This is a genomic window from Caballeronia sp. LZ008 (genome assembly GCF_031451435.1).
Lineage (GTDB): Bacteria > Pseudomonadota > Gammaproteobacteria > Burkholderiales > Burkholderiaceae > Caballeronia > Caballeronia zhejiangensis.
On sequence record NZ_JARUXK010000001.1, the window covers coordinates 2033060 to 2049362 of the forward strand.

The following is a 16303-nucleotide window of genomic DNA, read 5'->3' on the forward strand; positions in this document are numbered from 1 at the left end:
GGAGCCTTTCTCTTCTCGACCGGCGCGGCTTACTGGCCCGCGACCGTCATCCGCTCGATCAGCACCGAGCCGATTTCCTTCGTGCCGCGCACGACGGTATCCGCGCCGATTGCCTCGATATGGCGGAACATCTCCTGCAGCGTGCTCGCCACGGTGATTTCCTCGACGGCATGCACGATCTTGCCGTTCTCGACCCAGAAACCCGACGCGCCGCGCGAGTAGTCGCCCGTCACGTAGTTCACGCCCTGCCCCATCAGTTCGGTAAGCAGGAGGCCGGTATCGAGCTTCTTCAGCATCGCTTCGAAGTCGTGCTCGGGCTTCGTGTGCGCGCTCGTCATCGTCAGATTGTGCGAGCCGCCCGCGTTGCCGGTCGTCTGCATGCCGAGCTTGCGCGCGGAGTACGTCGAGAGGAAATAGCCCTGCACGACGCCATCCTCGACGACGTTACGGCGTTGCGTACGCACGCCTTCTTCGTCGAACGGGGCGCTGCCCATGCCGCCCTTCACATGCGGATCCTCGACGATCTGGATATGCGGCGCGAACACCGGCTTGCCGAGGCTATCGACGAGGAACGTAGTCTTGCGATACAACGCGCCGCCGCTCACCGACTGCACGAACGCGCCGAGAATGCCCGCCGCGAGCGGCGCTTCGAACAGCACGCGGCACTTGCGCGTGTCGAGGCTCTTCGCGTTGAGCCGCGCGAGCGCCCGCTCGGCGGCGTAGCGGCCGACGGCTTCGGGCGCCGCAAGCGCGGATGCATCGCGTTTGGACGTGTACCAGTCGTCGCGCTGCATGTCGCGGCCGGCCGCGGCGATCGGCGCGCACGCAATGTAGTGACGCGAGTACGGATAGCCCGCCATGAAGCCGCGCGACGTCGCGAGCACGAACTGCGAATGCTGCGCGGAAACGCTCGCGCCTTCCGAATTGGTCACGCGCTTGTCGACGGCGAACGCTGCGGCCTCCGCGCGGCGCGCGATCCCGGCGGCCTCTTCGGCGTCGATGTCCCACGGGTGATAAAGATCGAGGTCCTGCGGCGACTTTTCCAGCAACTCGGCTTCCGCGAGGCCGGCCGCGCTGTCCTCCGCCGTGAAGCGCGCGATGTTGTACGCGGCCGCGACCGTGTCGCGCAATGCGTCGCGCGTGAAGTCCGCAGTGCTCGCGTTGCCGCGCTTCTTGCCGATGAACACGGTCACGCCGACCATCTTGTCGCGATTGTGCTCGATGGTCTCCACTTCGCCGCGCCGCACGCTCACCGACAGGCCGTCGCCCTCGGAGATCTCGGTGGCCGCATCGCTCGCGCCGAGTTCCTTCGCGTAGCGCAGGATGTCGGAGGCGATCTCCTTCAGCTCATCCTGCGTATGCGGGAAGTAGCGTTGCTTGACGTCCATGTCTGCTGCCATTTTTGGTTGCCTTTGGAAGTCGGGCGTGTCGCGCCCGCGCATGTCGTGATTGCTTCGGGATTCCCTGCCAGATGCGCTCGTCGTCGAGCATCGCAAAGCGGGACCGGCGTATCACGCGATCATAGCAAGGACGGCGTGCATTCACCCGCCAAGGTTTGTCGCAGCGCCGGCCGCGACCCGGCAAAAGCGATGCGGGCGCAAGCTACAATGTCGGGATGAACCGTAAAACCCGCATTCAACCGATCGATTCCGGCCGCGACGACGATCGCGAGGCCGACGAAAACGGCTACGACCGTCCGAGCAAATCCCAGCTAAAGCGCGAAATGCACGCGCTGCAGGAGCTGGGGGAAGCGCTCATCGCGCTGCCCAAGGATGCGCTCAAACGCATGCCGATGCCCGAGGATCTCGGCGACGCCGTGCGCGAGGCACGCCGCATCACCGATCACGAAGGCAAGCGCCGTCAGTTGCAGTACGTCGGCAAGGTCATGCGCTCGCTGACCGAAGAAGAAGTCGCCGCGCTGCGCACCGCGCTCGACACCCATCGCGGCGTGAACAAGGCCGAAACCGCGCGCATGCACTGGATCGAGCGCACGCGCGAACAATTGCTCGCCGATGACGCCGCGCTCACCGAATTCATCCGCACGCATCCGGGCGTCGATCCGCAGGAAGGCCGCACGCTGATCCGCAACGCGCGCAAGGAGCGCGAGCAGCAAAAGCCGCCGCGCTATTACCGCGAACTCTTCCAGTGGATCAAGAACGCGTCGGGCGCGCAAGACGACGATGTCGAAGACGACGAGGACGATCGCGATGACGACGCGTGACGAACTGATAGTCGGACTGGTGTCGATCAGCGATCGCGCGTCTTCCGGCGTCTACGAGGACAAGGGCTTGCCGTCGCTCGTCGAGTGGCTCGGCGCGGCGCTCTCGACGCCGTTTCGAGCCGAGACGCGGCTGATTCACGACGACGCCGCGACCATTTCCGCGACGCTCGTCGAGCTCGTCGATACGCACCGCTGCGATCTGGTGCTGACTACAGGCGGCACCGGCCCGTCCCGCCGCGACGTGACGCCCGAGGCGACGCTCGCCGTCGCCACCAAGCCGATGCCCGGCTTCGGCGAGCAGATGCGCCAGATCAGCCTGAATTTCGTGCCGACGGCCATTCTCTCGCGGCAAGTCGCGGTGATTCGCGAAACGGAAGACCACGCTGCGCTCATCATCAATCTGCCGGGCCAGCCGAAGTCGATCCGCGAAACGCTCGAAGGTCTGAAAGACGCAGACGGCAGAACGAAAGTGCCGGGCATTTTCGCGGCCGTGCCGTATTGCATCGATCTGATCGGCGGGCCGTATATCGAAACGCGGCCGGAAGTGGTCGCCGCGTTTCGTCCGAAGAGCGCGATCCGCCCGCCGAAGAATTAGGACGCGGCTGCGCTCGCCGACGGAATCAGGAAATGCTGGCGGTAGTACTTGAGCTCGTCGATCGACTCGTGGATATCGGCGAGCGCCGTGTGCATCGCACGCTTCTGGAAGCCCTTGTAAATCGCCGGCTGCCAGCGGCGGCACAGTTCCTTCAACGTGCTGACGTCGAGATTGCGATAGTGGAAGAACGTCTCCAGTTCGGGCATCCAGCGCGCCATGAAGCGGCGGTCCTGGCAGATCGAGTTGCCGCACATCGGCGATTTGCCGGGCGGCACGTAAGCCCCGAGAAAATCGCGGATCTGGCGCGTGGCTTCGGCTTCATCGACCGTCGACGTCTTCACGCGCTCCGTCAGCCCCGAGCGGCCGTGCGTGTTGCGATTCCACTCGTCCATGCGGCCGAGCGCTTCTTCCGTCTGATGAATCGCGAGGACCGGGCCTTCGACCATCTTGTCGAGCGTCGAATTCGTGACGACCACCGCGATCTCGATGATGCGATCGTTGTCCGGATCGAGGCCGGTCATCTCCATGTCGAGCCACACGAGGTTCATGTCGCTGCGCGCGAGCGCGTTTTCTTCTGATTCGGGCGTGGTGGAGATGTCGGTCATGAAAAGCGGCCTGAAAGATGGGAAAGCCATGCCGCACAGTTTCTGAGCGCGCCGGCACGGCCTAGAACCTATAATTCTCGCATAGTTCAATCGGAATTCCCGGATGACCAACCTCACTCTCGCCTTCTCGACGATCTTCGTCGTCGCCCTCGTCGCGATGGTTTCGACCAAGCTGTGGCTCGCATCGCGCCAGATTCGCTACGTCGCCGCGCATCGCAACGGCGTGCCCGCGCAATTCAGCGGCACGATTCCGCTCACGGCGCATCAGCGCGCCGCGGATTACACCGTCGAGCGCACGCGCCTCACCATGATCGAAGTCGTCACGAGCGCGGTCGTGCTCGTCGCGCTGACGCTGCTCGGCGGCGTCCAGGCGCTCGATCTCGCCATTTCGGACTGGCTCGGCCGCGGCTATCTCGGACAGATCGCGCTGGTGGCGTCGGTGGTGGCGATCACGAGCGTCATCGATCTGCCGTTCGACTACATCCGCCATTTCGTGATCGAGGAAAAGTTCGGCTTCAATCGCATGTCGAAGAAGCTCTTCTTCGTCGATCTCGTCAAGGGCACGGTGCTCGCCATCGTGATCGGCGCGCCGCTCTTGCTGCTCACGCTCTGGCTCATGGATCGCGCCGGCACCTTCTGGTGGCTGTGGACGTGGATGGTCTGGGTGGCTTTCCAGCTGCTCGCGATGATCATCTATCCGACCTTCATCGCGCCGCTCTTCAACAAGTTCGAACCGCTGAAGGATGAAGCACTCGTCGCACGCATCACGAATCTGATGTCGCGCACGGGCTTCGCCGCGAAAGGCCTGTTCGTGATGGACGGCAGCCGCCGCTCGGCGCACGGCAACGCGTATTTCACCGGCTTCGGCGCGGCAAAGCGCATCGTGTTCTTCGACACGCTGCTCGCGCGGCTTTCCGGCAACGAAATCGAAGCGGTGCTCGCGCACGAACTCGGCCATTTCAAGCGCCGTCACGTTCTGAAGCTGATGGTCGTCATGTTCGGCATCAGCCTCGCGATGCTCGCGCTGCTCGGCTGGCTCATTCAGACGACGTGGTTCTACGAAGGTCTCGGCGTGCGGCCGTCGCTCGTCGGCAGCAATAACGGGCTCGCGCTCGTGCTCTTCATGCTCGTGCTGCCCGTGTTCATGTTCTTCATCACGCCGCTCGGCAGCCTGACATCGCGCAAGAACGAGTTCGAAGCCGATGCTTTCGCCGCCAGCCAGACCGATCCGAAGGATCTCGTGAACGCGCTCGTGAAGCTGTATGAAGACAACGCGTCGACGCTCACGCCCGATCCGATCTACACCGCGTTCTACTACTCGCATCCGCCCGCCTCGCAGCGCATCGACCGCCTGATGCAGCACGCCGCATGACGCGCGGGTTCAAGCGGTCAGGTGCGGCGGCACGGCTCGAAGGCACGGTGATCGCCGCGCACGGGCGGCACTATCTCGTCACGCCCGAAGACGGCGGCGCGATGCTCCAGTGCTTCCCGCGCGGCAAGAAAAGCGAAGTGGCCGTAGGCGATCGCGTGTTCTACGAGCAGTCGTCGGCGGATCAGGGCGTGATCGTCGAGATCGCCGAACGGCGCAATCTGCTCTATCGCTCGGATCAGTTCAAGTCGAAGCTCTTCGCGGCGAATCTCGATCAACTTCTGATCGTGCTCGCCACCGAGCCGCATTTCAGCGAAGACCTGCTCGGACGCGCGCTGATCGCGGCCGAGGCGCACGGTCTGGAATCGCTGATCGTATTGAACAAGATCGATGTCGAAAGCGCGTTGCCGTTCGCGCGCGAACGTCTCGCGCCGTATCGCGAACTCGGCTACACGGTGATCGAGCTCTCGGCGAAGATGGCGCCCGGCGACGTTCATCCGCAACTCGACGCACGCCTCAAAGACCGCTCGACGATCCTGCTCGGTCAATCCGGCATGGGCAAATCGACGCTCGTGAACCTGCTCGTCCCCGATGCCGACGCGGCCACACGCGAGATTTCGTCCGCGCTCAACAGCGGCCGTCATACGACCACATTCACGCGTCTCTACGATCTGCCAGGCGGCGGCTCGCTGATCGATTCGCCGGGCTTTCAGGAATTCGGCCTGCATCATCTGTCGGAAGGCCAGCTCGAGCGCGCCTTCGCCGATTTCCGGCCTTATCTCGGACATTGCCGCTTCTACAACTGCCATCATCTGCACGAGCCGGGATGCGCGGTGCTCGAAGCCGTCGAAGCGGGAAAGATTCGCCCCGAACGTCACGCGCTCTACGCGCAACTCGTGCACGAAGCCAGCCAGATCGTTCGATGAAGCGGCTCACGCGCGCTCCCGATCTCATCACGGCGCAGCATTGGGTGAACGTGCTGTCGGCCGCGGGCGTGCCGTGCGAGTTGCACAACCGTTATTTGAATGGCGCGATGGGGGAGATTCCGGCCGATCAGTGCGCGCCGGAAATCTGGATCGTCGACGATCGCGACGAAGCGCTGGCCTTGCGCCTTCTGGAGCGCGCGAGAAAAGGGCCGGACGCGAACGCCCGGCCCTGGAAGTGCAAGCATTGCGGCGAGTGGCTGGAGCCGCAGTTCACCGTCTGCTGGAATTGCCAGACGGCGCGCGATCCGCTCGACGATTGATTACGCCAGCCACACGGCGATCGTCAGCATCAGCAGCAGCAACATCCACAAAATGACTGCCCGCCATACGAGGCCGACAGCCGATTGCAGCGTGCGCGGCGTGCAATCGTCGCCGACGGGCAACGGACTGGCATCGCCGACGGCAAGCGCTTCGACCGAAAGCGGCTCGGCGAGCGGCCCCGCGAGACGCGCGCCCAGCGCACCGCTGCCCGCTGCCAGCAACACGCCTTCGTTTGCGTCCGGCCATTGGCGCGCGTGATTGCGCCACGCGTAAATGGCGTCCTCGAAATTGCCGACGATCGCGAAACCGAGCGACGTCAGACGCGCGGGCACCCAATCGATGATGAAGAACGCGCGTTGCGCGAACGACGAGAACTCCGCGGTGCGCTCGGGATTCGGCTTCGACCACGCGCGCGCGAGGTATTCGGCGATGCGATAGAGCACCGCGCCCGCCGGGCCTATCGGAATCAGAAACCAGAAGAACACGCCGAACACGTGCCGGTGCGATGCCACGACCGCATGAACCAGCGTATGCCGGACGATTTCGCTTACAGGCATGTCGACCGTATCGATGCCGGTCCACTCGGCCAGGACTTCCCGCGCGCGCGGAACGTCGTCGTTGTTGAGCGCGAGGTGGATATCGGTGAAATAGTGGCTGAACTGCCGGAAACCGAGCGTGAAATAGACGATCACCACGTTCCAGAAGAACGCCAGAACGAAGTTGATCCGATAGAGCACGTAATAGACGAGCCCGACGAAGAGCGTCCACGGCAGCACGACCACGAGCCACGCGACGATGCCATGCTTCTCCTTGCCGGCATCGAAACCGTGCGCGGTGGATTCCGCATGATATTGAAGCAACGCCGAAATCGGATTGTGCGGCGATAACGCGCGCATCTGCTCAATGACGAGAGCCAGCAATACGGAGAAAAAAGTCATGCGAAGCGCCGAAACGGTCGGATAGTTCGAGTTTCGCGTAACGATAGCACAGCGCCCGACGCCTTTAATGCGCTAAGTATTTGCGCAACGCGCAACAAGGGCGCGGACTTTTCGCGCCGTCACGCGCGAGCCACGAGGAAGCGATAGAAATTGCGCAACATGCCAGCCGTTGCGCCCCAGATGAAATAAGGAGCCTTCCCGTCGCCGGGGCTGTATGGCATGGCAAAAAAACGACGCTCGCCGCCTTCCCAGCGAAAGACCCGCACTTCATGATTCGCGGGATTCATGAGCCACGCGAGCGGCACTTCGAAGATATCGGCGACTTCGCGTGTATCGGCCTTCAATGTGAATGGCGGATTCACGAGCGCGACGACCGGCGTCACCTTGAAACCCGTGCCCGTCAGATACTCGGGCATCGCGCCGATGACCTCGCAATGCTCCGCGCCCAACCCCACCTCTTCGTAGGCTTCGCGAAGCGCGGTGGCGGCGGCATCGGCGTCTTCGGGCTCGCGTCGGCCGCCCGGAAAACTGATCTGCCCCGCGTGATCCGACAGATGATCGGCGCGCTGCGTCAGCAGCACGGTCAAGCCGCCCTCGCGCACGACGAGCGGCACCAGCACGGACGCCACGCGCGGATCGCCGCCGATCGCCTTGATGCGCTGCTCGCGCTCTTCCTGCGCCCAGTCGAGATCCATCGCGAAACGCGCGCGCAAGCCTTCAGGCGTGAGGCGCTCGGGCGGAACGGGCGGGAGTGTCTCGCCCGTCGAGAGGACGGGCATCGTTTCGGGTTCGAGGATGCGGGGAGTCGAAGTCTTTCCGGTGGACACGGGTCGAGAACGGTTCTGTGGAAGCCTCAATTTGAACACACCAAAGAAAAAAGCACCCGAGGGGTGCTTTTTCCGTACTGCGTCTGGCGAGGGACTTACTCTGCGGAAGCAGCAGGCTTGTCCTTGAACACCAGCTTTTCCTTGATTCGAGCCGACTTGCCCGAACGCTCGCGCAGGTAGTAGAGCTTCGCACGGCGGACATCGCCACGACGCTTCACGACGATGCTCGCGAGCAGCGGCGAGTAGGTCTGGAACGTACGCTCGACGCCTTCGCCCGACGAGATCTTGCGGACGATGAAGTTCGAGTTCAGGCCACGGTTACGCTTCGCGATGACGACGCCTTCGTAAGCCTGAACACGCTTGCGCGTGCCTTCGACCACGTTCACGTTGACGACGACGGTATCGCCCGGCGCGAAGTCGGGGATGCTCTTCTCGCCCAGAACGCGTGCGATCTCTTCCTTCTCGAGTTGCTCAATCAGATTCATTACTGACTCCTTGTGCCATCTTGCCGGAGTTGTGTGCCTTGTATTGAGTCAGGCCCCGGTAGAGGATGGGTTTGCTTCAGGCGCCGATACCACTCGACGCCCCCATTTTCCCGCTCGTCCGCTCGAAACCTATGCGGGCTTCGACGCTTCCTTCGCGAGTTCTGCGAGCCACGCCTCATCGGCACGGCTCAACATCTTGCTGCGACGCGCCCGCTCGATCAGATCGGGCCGCTTGTTGAATGTGTTGCGCAATGCTTCGCGCCTGCGCCAGGCGTCGATTTCCTTGTGATGGCCGCCGAGCAGCACATCGGGAACGCGCACGCCGTCGTACTCTTCCGGACGCGTGTAGTGCGGGCAATCGAGCAGCACATCGACGAAACTGTCCTGCACCGCCGATTGCGCGTCGTTCAGCACACCCGGCAACTGACGCACTACGGCGTCCATCAGCGCCATGGCGGGGAGTTCTCCGCCGGACAGCACGAAGTCGCCGAGGCTCACTTCTTCGTCCACTTCACGGTCGATCAGGCGCTGATCGATCGCTTCGTAACGGCCGCACAGCAATACGAGACCGGGTTCCTGCGCGAATCGCATCACGCGATCGTGATCCAGCTTCGCACCTTGCGGCGACATCATCACGACGCGCGTCGACGTGATGCCCTGCTCGCGCTGCGCAGCCTTCGCCGCGTGGATCGCGTCTTCCAGCGGGCGCGCCAGCATGACCATGCCGGGGCCGCCGCCGTAAGGGCGATCGTCGACGGTGCGGTAGTTGTCCGTGGTGAAATCGCGCGGATTCCACGTGCGCAGACCGAACCGCTCCTGCTTCACCGCCCGGCTGGTGATGCCCCAGTCGGTCAGCGCGCGAAACATTTCGGGAAAGAGCGTCACGACATCGAACTGCATCGCTCTCTCCGTAACGTGCCGATGTTCAATAATCGGCGTCCCAGTCGACGACGATACGCTTCGCCGCCCGGTCCACCGTCTTCACATATACGCCGACGAACGGAATGAGCCGCTCGCCGGTGACGGGCGCGCCGTCCTTGTTCGTATCCGGATACTCGATCCGCAGAATGGAATGCGCGCCGTTGTCGATCAGATCGGCGACGCGACCAAGCGCAACGCCAGCTTCATTTTCGACATCGAGGCCGATCAGATCGACCCAGTAAAATTCGTCGTCGCTGTCGAGCTTCGGGAAATCGCCACGCGCGATATTCACCGTATGGCCCTTCAGCGCGAGCGCCGCATCGCGGTCATCGCAGCCGGCCAGACGCGCGACGATGGTATCGGCGTGCACTTTCGACTGCAGGCAGCGCGCGGACTTGCGATCGCGGCCTTTGACGAGCCACCAGCGTTTGGCGCTCAGCAGCGCGTCGCCGCCCTGCTTGCCGTTCGCGTGCGGAACGATCTTGACCCAACCCTTCAGACCGTACGCATCGGCGATAAAACCGACTTCGACGGCGTCTTCGGGCAAAGCCTCGACCCGCTCGATTGCGGCTTCCGGCTGAATGCTGCCTTTATCGCTGCCTTTGTTGCTACCCGAAACGTCGCCCGCCACGCGGCGCGCGCCCGGCTTGCGGACGAACGCGCCAAACGTGGCGGAACTTTCATCTTGCCCCGGCTTCGTTCGGCCGATGTTTTCCGATGCGCGGCCGGATTCAGAATCGCGCGCGGACATCGGCGAACCTTTGGGCAGGTTTCGAGCGTTTACTACAGCGTCGGCTCAGCGAACTCAAGCAGCCGGCTGGGCTTGCTGAGCTTGCTTGACCAGACGCTCGACGGTCGGCGACAGTTGCGCGCCAACGCCTTGCCAGTACGTCAGGCGATCTTGCGCGATGCGCAGCGATTCGCCCTTGGTCGCGACCGGGTTGTAGAAACCCACGCGCTCGATGAAGCGGCCGTCACGGCGGCTACGCGAGTCGGTTGCGACGATGTTGTAGAACGGGCGCTTCTTCGAGCCGCCACGAGCCAAGCGGATGATGACCATGCTGAAATCCTTGAAAACCGGGGTTCGGAACAACGAGAACAGGCGATTATAGCCGGATTCCGACGCTCTAACAAACACTTAACGCATTTTTTGCATGTGACGCCAAGTTCGGCAAGAATTCGGCGCGTTGCCGGATACCGGAAATCACGCCAATGCGGCAACGTGCCATGGGCGGCGTGCTCGGCGGTAGGCGTAAAATATCAGACCGGCGTCCGCCTCAATCCACCACCGCTTTCGCTGATGACTTCCTCGTCCGTCGCCACGCAATCCGGCTCCAAGCCGGCCGGCAAGCAGGTTCCGCCATACTTCCGCTCGAAAACGCTGACCGCCGCGCTGGCGTTCCTGTTCGGCTATATCGGACTGCATCGCTTCTACCTCTATGGAATGCGCGACAAGTACGGCTGGGCGCATATCGTCGGTATCGTAATGGGTGCGTTCGGCTATCTGCTGCTCGCCGAAACGGAGCGCACGTCGATTCTCGGCTGGGCGCTGGCATTTCCCGGCGCAATCTCGCTGCTTGCGGCTTTCCTCTCCGCGCTCGTCTACGGCCTGCGCCCGGACGCCAAGTGGGACGCGCAATTCAACGCGCACACGGGACGCGAAAGCCGCTCCGGTTGGACCGTGATCTTCGTCGTGATCTTTTCGCTGCTGATCGGCGCATTTCTGCTGATGACCGGTCTCGCGCTCACGTTCCAGACTTATTTCGAAGGCCAGGTCGAAGCCGCGAAGACTTTGTCGCAATAGAACGTCAGAACAAATCGAGCTGCGGGCTCGCCGGCGGCGGCGGCCGGCTCGCCGGCCGCTGAAACTCGGACATATCGAGAATCCCGCGCTGTCTTGCATTAAGCCCAAGACGTTTCGTCGCCTTCTGAAAGCGCTGTTTCAGCATGTCGGCCCAAAGGCCCTCGCCTTTCATGCGCTTCGAGAAATCCGAGTCGTAATCCTTGCCGCCGCGCATATCGCGCACGCGGCTCATCACGCGGTCCGCGCGGTCGGGAAAATGCGCGGCGAGCCAATCCTTGAAGAGCGGCGCGACTTCCCATGGCAGACGCAGCACGATATAGCTCGCGGTCGTCGCGCCCGCCTCTGCGCACGCTTCCAGCACACGCTCCAGGTCCGGCTCCGTCACGAACGGAATGACCGGCGCGATGCTCACGCCCACTGGAATGCCCGCCTCCGCGAGCGTGCGAATCGTGCGCAGACGCCGCGAAGGTGTGGCCGCGCGCGGTTCGAGCGTGCGCGCGATATCGGCATCGAGCGTGGTGACTGTGATCGCCGCCATCATCTGGCCGCGTTCGGCCATCGGCGCGAGCAGGTCTATGTCGCGCTCGATCAGCGAGCTCTTCGTGATCGCCGCGAACGGATGGCCGCAGTCGTGCAGCATCTGAATGACGCGCCGCGTGAGTTGCAGATCCCGTTCGACCGGCTGATACGCGTCGGTGTTGACGCCGAGCGCGATCGGCTCGGGCTCGTAGTTCGGCTTCGCCAGTTCGCGTTCGAGCAATTCGGGCGCGTTGATCTTCGCGTAAATGCGGCTTTCGAAATCGAGGCCGGGCGACAGTCCGAGATAGCTGTGCGTCGGACGAGCGAAACAGTAGATGCAGCCGTGCTCGCATCCGCGATAGGGATTGAGCGATACGGAGAACGGAATATCCGGCGAACTGTTGCGCGTGAGGATGGTTTTGGCGCGCTCTTCGAACACCTGCGTGCGCAGCGGCGGTGCGCTCTCGTCCTCGGCATCCGCGGCGTGCAGCCAGCCGTCGTCGACGCGCTCGCGTTCGTCCTTCTCGTAGCGGCCCTGGATGTTCGTGACCGCGCCGCGCCCCTTCAACGGAGCGGGCGGCGCGACGGGATATTCACGATCCGGCGATGACATTTGCGACAAAATCCAACGATTGATACTGTACAAATATACAGTATCGACGTTTCGTCGCAAGCGAAAAATCACGTCTCGACGAGAATCTTCAGCGTCTCCTTGATCTCCTCCATCACCACATAGCTCTTCGACTGAACCGCGCCCGGCAGTTGCAACAGGATGTCGCCGAGCAGCTTGCGATAGTCCGCCATTTCGCCGATCCGCGCCTTGATCAGATAGTCGAAATCGCCCGACACGAGATGACACTCGAGCACTTCGGGAATCTTCTGCACTTCGCGCCGGAACTGCTCGAACATGTTGCCGCTTTTGTGATCCAGCGTGATCTCGACGAACACGAGCAGCGCCGCGCCGAGTTCGGTCGGATTCACGCGCGCGTAATAGCCGACGATGACACCGTCGCGCTCCATGCGTTTCACGCGCTCGATACACGGCGTCACGGACAATCCGACGCGCTCCGCCAGATCCTTCATCGCGATGCGGCCGTCCTCCTGAAGGATGTTCAAGATCTTGTGATCGAGCTTGTCGAGCGTGCGGACCGGATTTCGCTGCGTTCGCATTTCTTTTTCCTGAAAATCGACCAAATACAATAACTAAAACTGCTTTGATCTCAATACTATAGGCGATAACACTAGACGGACAGGGTGTCGCAGGTTTGGCCGGCTGTCCAGCGAAATCGAATTGGAGATCACATGCGAATCGTTATTCTCGGAAGCGGCGTCGTCGGCGTGACGAGCGCGTATTACCTTGCTCGCGCCGGCCACGAAGTCACGGTCATCGATCGCGAAGCCGGCCCCGCGCTCGAAACGAGTTTCGCGAACGCCGGACAGATCTCTCCCGGTTATGCATCGCCGTGGGCCGCGCCGGGCGTGCCGCTGAAGGCCGTGAAGTGGATGTTCGAAAAGCACGCGCCGCTCGCGATCCGCCTCGACGGCACGATGAATCAGTTGCAATGGATGTGGCAAATGCTGCGTAACTGCACGCAAGATCGCTACACGGTGAACAAGGGCCGCATGGTCCGCCTCGCCGAATACAGCCGCGACTGCCTGCAGGCGCTGCGCGCGGACACGGGCATTTCCTATGAAGGCCGCACGGGGGGCACGCTGCAACTGTTCCGTACGCAGCAGCAATTCGATGGCGCGGGCAAGGACATCGCCGTGCTGAAAGACGCGAACGTGCCGTTCGAGCTGCTCACCGCCGACGAACTCAAGAAGGCCGAACCCGCGCTCGCCGCCGTGTCGCACAAGCTGACGGGCGGTCTGCGTCTGCCGAACGATGAAACCGGCGACTGCCAGATGTTCACCACGCGGCTCGCCGCAATGGCCGAAGCGCTCGGCGTCAAGTTCCGCTACAACACGTCGATCGACGCGCTCGCCGTCGCGAATGGCCGCATCGCCGGCGTGCAGTGCGGCAAGGAACTGGTGACGGCGGATTCGTACGTCGTCGCGCTCGGCTCGTATTCGCCGAAACTGCTCGGCGATCTCGTCAAGATTCCGGTCTATCCGCTGAAGGGCTATTCGATTACCGCGCCGATCGTCGATGCGAACCGCGCGCCTGTGTCGACCGTGCTCGACGAAACGTACAAGATCGCGATCACGCGTTTCGACGACCGCATCCGCGTGGGCGGCATGGCGGAAATTGTCGGATACGACAAGAAGCTGAAAGCGGCGCGTCGCGAAACGCTCGAAATGTGCGTGAACGACCTCTTCCCGGGCGGCGGCGACACCGCGAACGCCACGTTCTGGACCGGCCTGCGCCCGATGACGCCTGACGGCACGCCGATCGTCGGCCGCACGCCGGTGCCGAACCTGTTCCTGAACACGGGCCACGGCACGCTCGGCTGGACGATGTCATGCGGCTCCGGCCAATTGCTCGCCGATCTCATGTCCGGCAAGCAGCCCGCGATCCGCGCGGACGACCTTTCGGTGCATCGCTATTTCGGCGACGTCGGCGTGAAGACGCGTCCGGGATACGCGAACGCGTAATTCGCGTTGTCGCATCAAAGCAAAGCAAAGGCGCCTTCGATGAAGGCGCTTTGTCGTTTCTAGAACTGATCTTCGCTGAGTGTGAGCACGCCTTCCCCGCCGTTCGCGCTGACGATGGACGCCTCGATCCCAGGAGCCAGCGACAGAATGTGCTCCGCGAAAAACTCGGCTGTCGCGATCTTCGCGGAATGAAAGCGCTCGTCTTCCGCGCGCTTCGCCTGCGAGACGAGCATCGCGCGCGCCATCTGCCATCCGGACAACACGATGCCCGCAAGCCGCAGATACGGCACGCTGCCCGCGAACACCGCGTTCGGGTCGCTCTTGAACTTCGCGACGATGAACTCGATCGCGCGCGCCAGCGACAGACTTCCCGCGCTCAAATGTCGATGCATCGACTTGAACGGCTTGCCATCGACTTCGGCGAGCGCGGCGATCGTCTGATCGATCTGCGCGAGCAGCGCTTGCGCCGCACGGCCACCATCGCGCACGGTCTTGCGACCGACGAGGTCGTTCGCCTGAATCGCCGTCGTGCCTTCGTAGATCGGCAGAATGCGCGCGTCGCGATAATGCTGCGCCGCGCCCGTCTCCTCGATGTAGCCCATGCCGCCATGCACCTGCACGCCGATACTCGCGACATCGACGGACATTTCCGTGGAAAAGCCCTTCACGATCGGCACGAGATATTCGTAGATCGCCTGATGACTCTTCCTGGCATCATCGTCCGGATGGCCGTGCGCGAGATCGCTGTGCGACGCTGCGACGTAGGCGAGCGCGCGGGCGCCTTCGGTGTAGGCGCGCATCGTCGAGAGCATGCGGCGCACGTCGGGGTGATGGATGATCGTCACCGGCTCCTTCGCGCTGCCATCGACGGGACGGCTCTGCACGCGCTCCTTCGCGTACGCGACCGCCTGTTGATACGCGCGCTCGGCGATCGCGACACCCTGCATGCCGACCGCAAAACGCGCCGCGTTCATCATGATGAACATGTATTCGAGGCCGCGATTCGCTTCGCCGATCAGATACCCGGTCGCCCCGCCGTGATCGCCGTATTGCAGCACGGCCGTCGGGCTCGCCTTGATGCCGAGCTTGTGCTCGATCGACACGCAATGCACGTCGTTGCGCTCGCCGAGCGAGCCGTCGTCATTGACGAGGAACTTCGGCACGAGAAAGAGCGAGATGCCTTTCACGCCCTCGGGCGCATCGGGCGTGCGCGCGAGCACGAGATGGACGATGTTCTTCGCCATGTCGTGTTCGCCGTACGTGATGAAGATTTTCGTGCCGAAGACCTTGTACGTGCCATCGCCCTGCGGCTCGGCCCGCGTGCGCACGAGCGCGAGATCGGAACCCGCCTGCGGCTCGGTGAGGTTCATCGTGCCGGTCCATTCGCCGCTAATGAACTTCGGCAGATAGCGCGCCTTCTGCTCGTCGCTGCCGGCGGTGAGGAGCGCCTCGATTGCGCCGTCGGTGAGCAGCGGGCACAGCGCGAAAGAGAGATTCGCCGAGTTGAGCGCTTCGATGCACGGCGTCGCGATGAGCTTCGGCAAGCCCTGTCCGCCGAAGTCCGCCGGATGCACGACGCCTTGCCAGCCGCCTTCCGCGAACTGGCGGAACGCGTTCTTGAAGCCGGGCGTCGTCGTGACTTCGCCGTTCGCCCAGGCGCTCGGATTGCGATCGCCTTCGACGTTCAGCGGCGCGATTACTTCGCTGCAAAAGCGCGCGGCTTCTTCGACGACGGCCTGCGCCGTATCGAAGCCCGCGTCTTCGTGACCGGGCAGCGCGGCGATGCGGTCGATATCCGCCAGCTCCTTCACTACGAACAACATGTCCTTGACGGGTGCGCGATAGCTCATCGTCCTGTCTCCTCCTGTTTCAATTTTCGGGTACAAAAAAAGGGCGCAACGTTCGTCGCGCCCTTTCTTATTTTTGTGGTGAGTGTTCGACTCACATGGCGCGGTTAGCCGAGCTCTTTCACCAGTTCCGGCACGACCGAGAACAGATCGCCGACGAGACCGTAATCGGCGACACTGAAGATCGGCGCTTCGGGGTCTTTGTTGATCGCGACGATGACCTTCGAGTCTTTCATGCCGGCCAAGTGCTGAATCGCGCCCGAGATGCCGACTGCAACGTACAGTTGCGGCGCGACGATCTTGCCGGTTTGACCCACCTGAAAATCGTTC

At 62.9% G+C, this 16303-nt stretch carries 19 protein-coding genes; 7 read left to right on the top strand and 12 right to left on the bottom strand.

Features of this window, described 5'->3' with window-relative positions:
* Nucleotides 1-29: 29 nt before the first annotated feature.
* Nucleotides 30-1400 carry a metalloprotease PmbA gene (gene pmbA, locus QCE49_RS09560; protein WP_250460480.1) on the bottom strand — a complete coding sequence of 457 codons (1371 nt, stop codon included), beginning with the start codon at nucleotides 1398-1400 and terminating at the stop codon, nucleotides 30-32.
* A 215-nt stretch (nucleotides 1401-1615) separates the two neighbouring features.
* Here pmbA and yjgA point away from each other — a divergent pair, with 215 nt between their 5' ends.
* Entirely contained in the window at nucleotides 1616-2221 is a 606-nt protein-coding gene (gene yjgA, locus QCE49_RS09565) for a ribosome biogenesis factor YjgA (protein WP_250460478.1), read from the top strand.
* Nucleotides 2208-2816 (top strand): molybdopterin adenylyltransferase, encoded by a 609-nt coding sequence (mog, locus tag QCE49_RS09570; RefSeq protein ID WP_008342326.1) that lies wholly within the window; start codon nucleotides 2208-2210, stop codon nucleotides 2814-2816. Before yjgA ends, mog begins: the two co-directional genes overlap by 14 nt.
* Here the strand turns inward: mog and orn are convergent.
* Complete coding sequence (gene orn, locus QCE49_RS09575; RefSeq protein WP_250460470.1) at nucleotides 2813-3421, bottom strand: oligoribonuclease; 609 nt, start codon at nucleotides 3419-3421, stop codon at nucleotides 2813-2815. The genes mog and orn overlap by 4 nt on opposite strands.
* A 103-nt stretch (nucleotides 3422-3524) precedes the next feature.
* Here orn and QCE49_RS09580 point away from each other — a divergent pair, with 103 nt between their 5' ends.
* The 3 genes from QCE49_RS09580 to QCE49_RS09590 are packed head-to-tail and all read left to right on the top strand — an operon-like array spanning nucleotide 3525 to nucleotide 6036.
* Nucleotides 3525-4793 carry a M48 family metallopeptidase gene (locus tag QCE49_RS09580; RefSeq protein WP_008342330.1) on the top strand — a complete coding sequence of 423 codons (1269 nt, stop codon included), beginning with the start codon at nucleotides 3525-3527 and terminating at the stop codon, nucleotides 4791-4793.
* Nucleotides 4790-5716 carry a ribosome small subunit-dependent GTPase A gene (gene rsgA, locus QCE49_RS09585; protein ID WP_008342332.1) on the top strand — a complete coding sequence of 309 codons (927 nt, stop codon included), beginning with the start codon at nucleotides 4790-4792 and terminating at the stop codon, nucleotides 5714-5716. Before QCE49_RS09580 ends, rsgA begins: the two co-directional genes overlap by 4 nt.
* On the top strand, nucleotides 5713-6036 hold the full coding sequence (locus QCE49_RS09590) for a DUF2007 domain-containing protein (protein WP_034472677.1): 324 nt from the start codon (nucleotides 5713-5715) through the stop codon (nucleotides 6034-6036). Before rsgA ends, QCE49_RS09590 begins: the two co-directional genes overlap by 4 nt.
* Here the strand turns inward: QCE49_RS09590 and QCE49_RS09595 are convergent, their stop codons facing one another.
* The 6 genes from QCE49_RS09595 to rpsP form a co-directional block, all read right to left on the bottom strand.
* On the bottom strand, nucleotides 6037-6975 hold the full coding sequence (locus tag QCE49_RS09595) for a CobD/CbiB family protein (RefSeq protein ID WP_008342334.1): 939 nt from the start codon (nucleotides 6973-6975) through the stop codon (nucleotides 6037-6039). It lies immediately after the preceding gene.
* Between the two features lie 119 nt (nucleotides 6976-7094).
* Entirely contained in the window at nucleotides 7095-7754 is a 660-nt protein-coding gene (locus QCE49_RS09600; RefSeq protein WP_008342336.1) for a CoA pyrophosphatase, read from the bottom strand.
* A gap of 143 nt (nucleotides 7755-7897) precedes the next feature.
* Complete coding sequence (rplS, locus tag QCE49_RS09605; protein WP_250460468.1) at nucleotides 7898-8287, bottom strand: 50S ribosomal protein L19; 390 nt, start codon at nucleotides 8285-8287, stop codon at nucleotides 7898-7900.
* A 129-nt stretch (nucleotides 8288-8416) separates the two neighbouring features.
* Nucleotides 8417-9187, bottom strand: coding sequence for a tRNA (guanosine(37)-N1)-methyltransferase TrmD (trmD, locus tag QCE49_RS09610; protein ID WP_008342340.1), 771 nt, complete (start codon nucleotides 9185-9187; stop codon nucleotides 8417-8419).
* Between the two features lie 25 nt (nucleotides 9188-9212).
* Nucleotides 9213-9959 carry a ribosome maturation factor RimM gene (rimM, locus tag QCE49_RS09615; protein ID WP_034472683.1) on the bottom strand — a complete coding sequence of 249 codons (747 nt, stop codon included), beginning with the start codon at nucleotides 9957-9959 and terminating at the stop codon, nucleotides 9213-9215.
* A gap of 54 nt (nucleotides 9960-10013) precedes the next feature.
* The gene (gene rpsP, locus QCE49_RS09620; protein WP_008342343.1) at nucleotides 10014-10268 is read right to left on the bottom strand and encodes a 30S ribosomal protein S16; all 255 of its coding nucleotides are present in this window, start codon (nucleotides 10266-10268) and stop codon (nucleotides 10014-10016) included.
* 240 nt (nucleotides 10269-10508) lie between these two features.
* Between rpsP and QCE49_RS09625 the strand changes: the two genes are divergently transcribed.
* Nucleotides 10509-11012: a TM2 domain-containing protein gene (locus QCE49_RS09625; RefSeq protein ID WP_008342345.1), complete on the top strand. Its 504-nt coding sequence runs from the start codon at nucleotides 10509-10511 to the stop codon at nucleotides 11010-11012.
* 4 nt (nucleotides 11013-11016) lie between these two features.
* Here the strand turns inward: QCE49_RS09625 and QCE49_RS09630 are convergent, their stop codons facing one another.
* Both QCE49_RS09630 and QCE49_RS09635 read right to left on the bottom strand, forming a co-directional pair.
* Nucleotides 11017-12144 carry a PA0069 family radical SAM protein gene (locus QCE49_RS09630; RefSeq protein WP_250460466.1) on the bottom strand — a complete coding sequence of 376 codons (1128 nt, stop codon included), beginning with the start codon at nucleotides 12142-12144 and terminating at the stop codon, nucleotides 11017-11019.
* Between the two features lie 68 nt (nucleotides 12145-12212).
* A complete protein-coding gene (locus QCE49_RS09635) occupies nucleotides 12213-12701 on the bottom strand; it encodes an Lrp/AsnC ligand binding domain-containing protein (protein ID WP_008342349.1) in 489 nt (162 codons plus the stop codon).
* 132 nt (nucleotides 12702-12833) lie between these two features.
* On the opposite strand from QCE49_RS09635, the gene QCE49_RS09640 reads away from it, so the two are divergent.
* Nucleotides 12834-14126 (top strand): D-amino acid dehydrogenase, encoded by a 1293-nt coding sequence (locus tag QCE49_RS09640; RefSeq protein WP_250460464.1) that lies wholly within the window; start codon nucleotides 12834-12836, stop codon nucleotides 14124-14126.
* A 59-nt stretch (nucleotides 14127-14185) separates the two neighbouring features.
* Here QCE49_RS09640 and QCE49_RS09645 read toward each other — a convergent pair whose 3' ends face one another.
* Nucleotides 14186-15976: an acyl-CoA dehydrogenase gene (locus QCE49_RS09645; RefSeq protein WP_250460462.1), complete on the bottom strand. Its 1791-nt coding sequence runs from the start codon at nucleotides 15974-15976 to the stop codon at nucleotides 14186-14188.
* Between the two features lie 104 nt (nucleotides 15977-16080).
* A partial coding sequence (locus QCE49_RS09650) for an FAD-binding protein (RefSeq protein ID WP_309805920.1) occupies nucleotides 16081-16303 on the bottom strand: 223 nt, incomplete at its 5' end.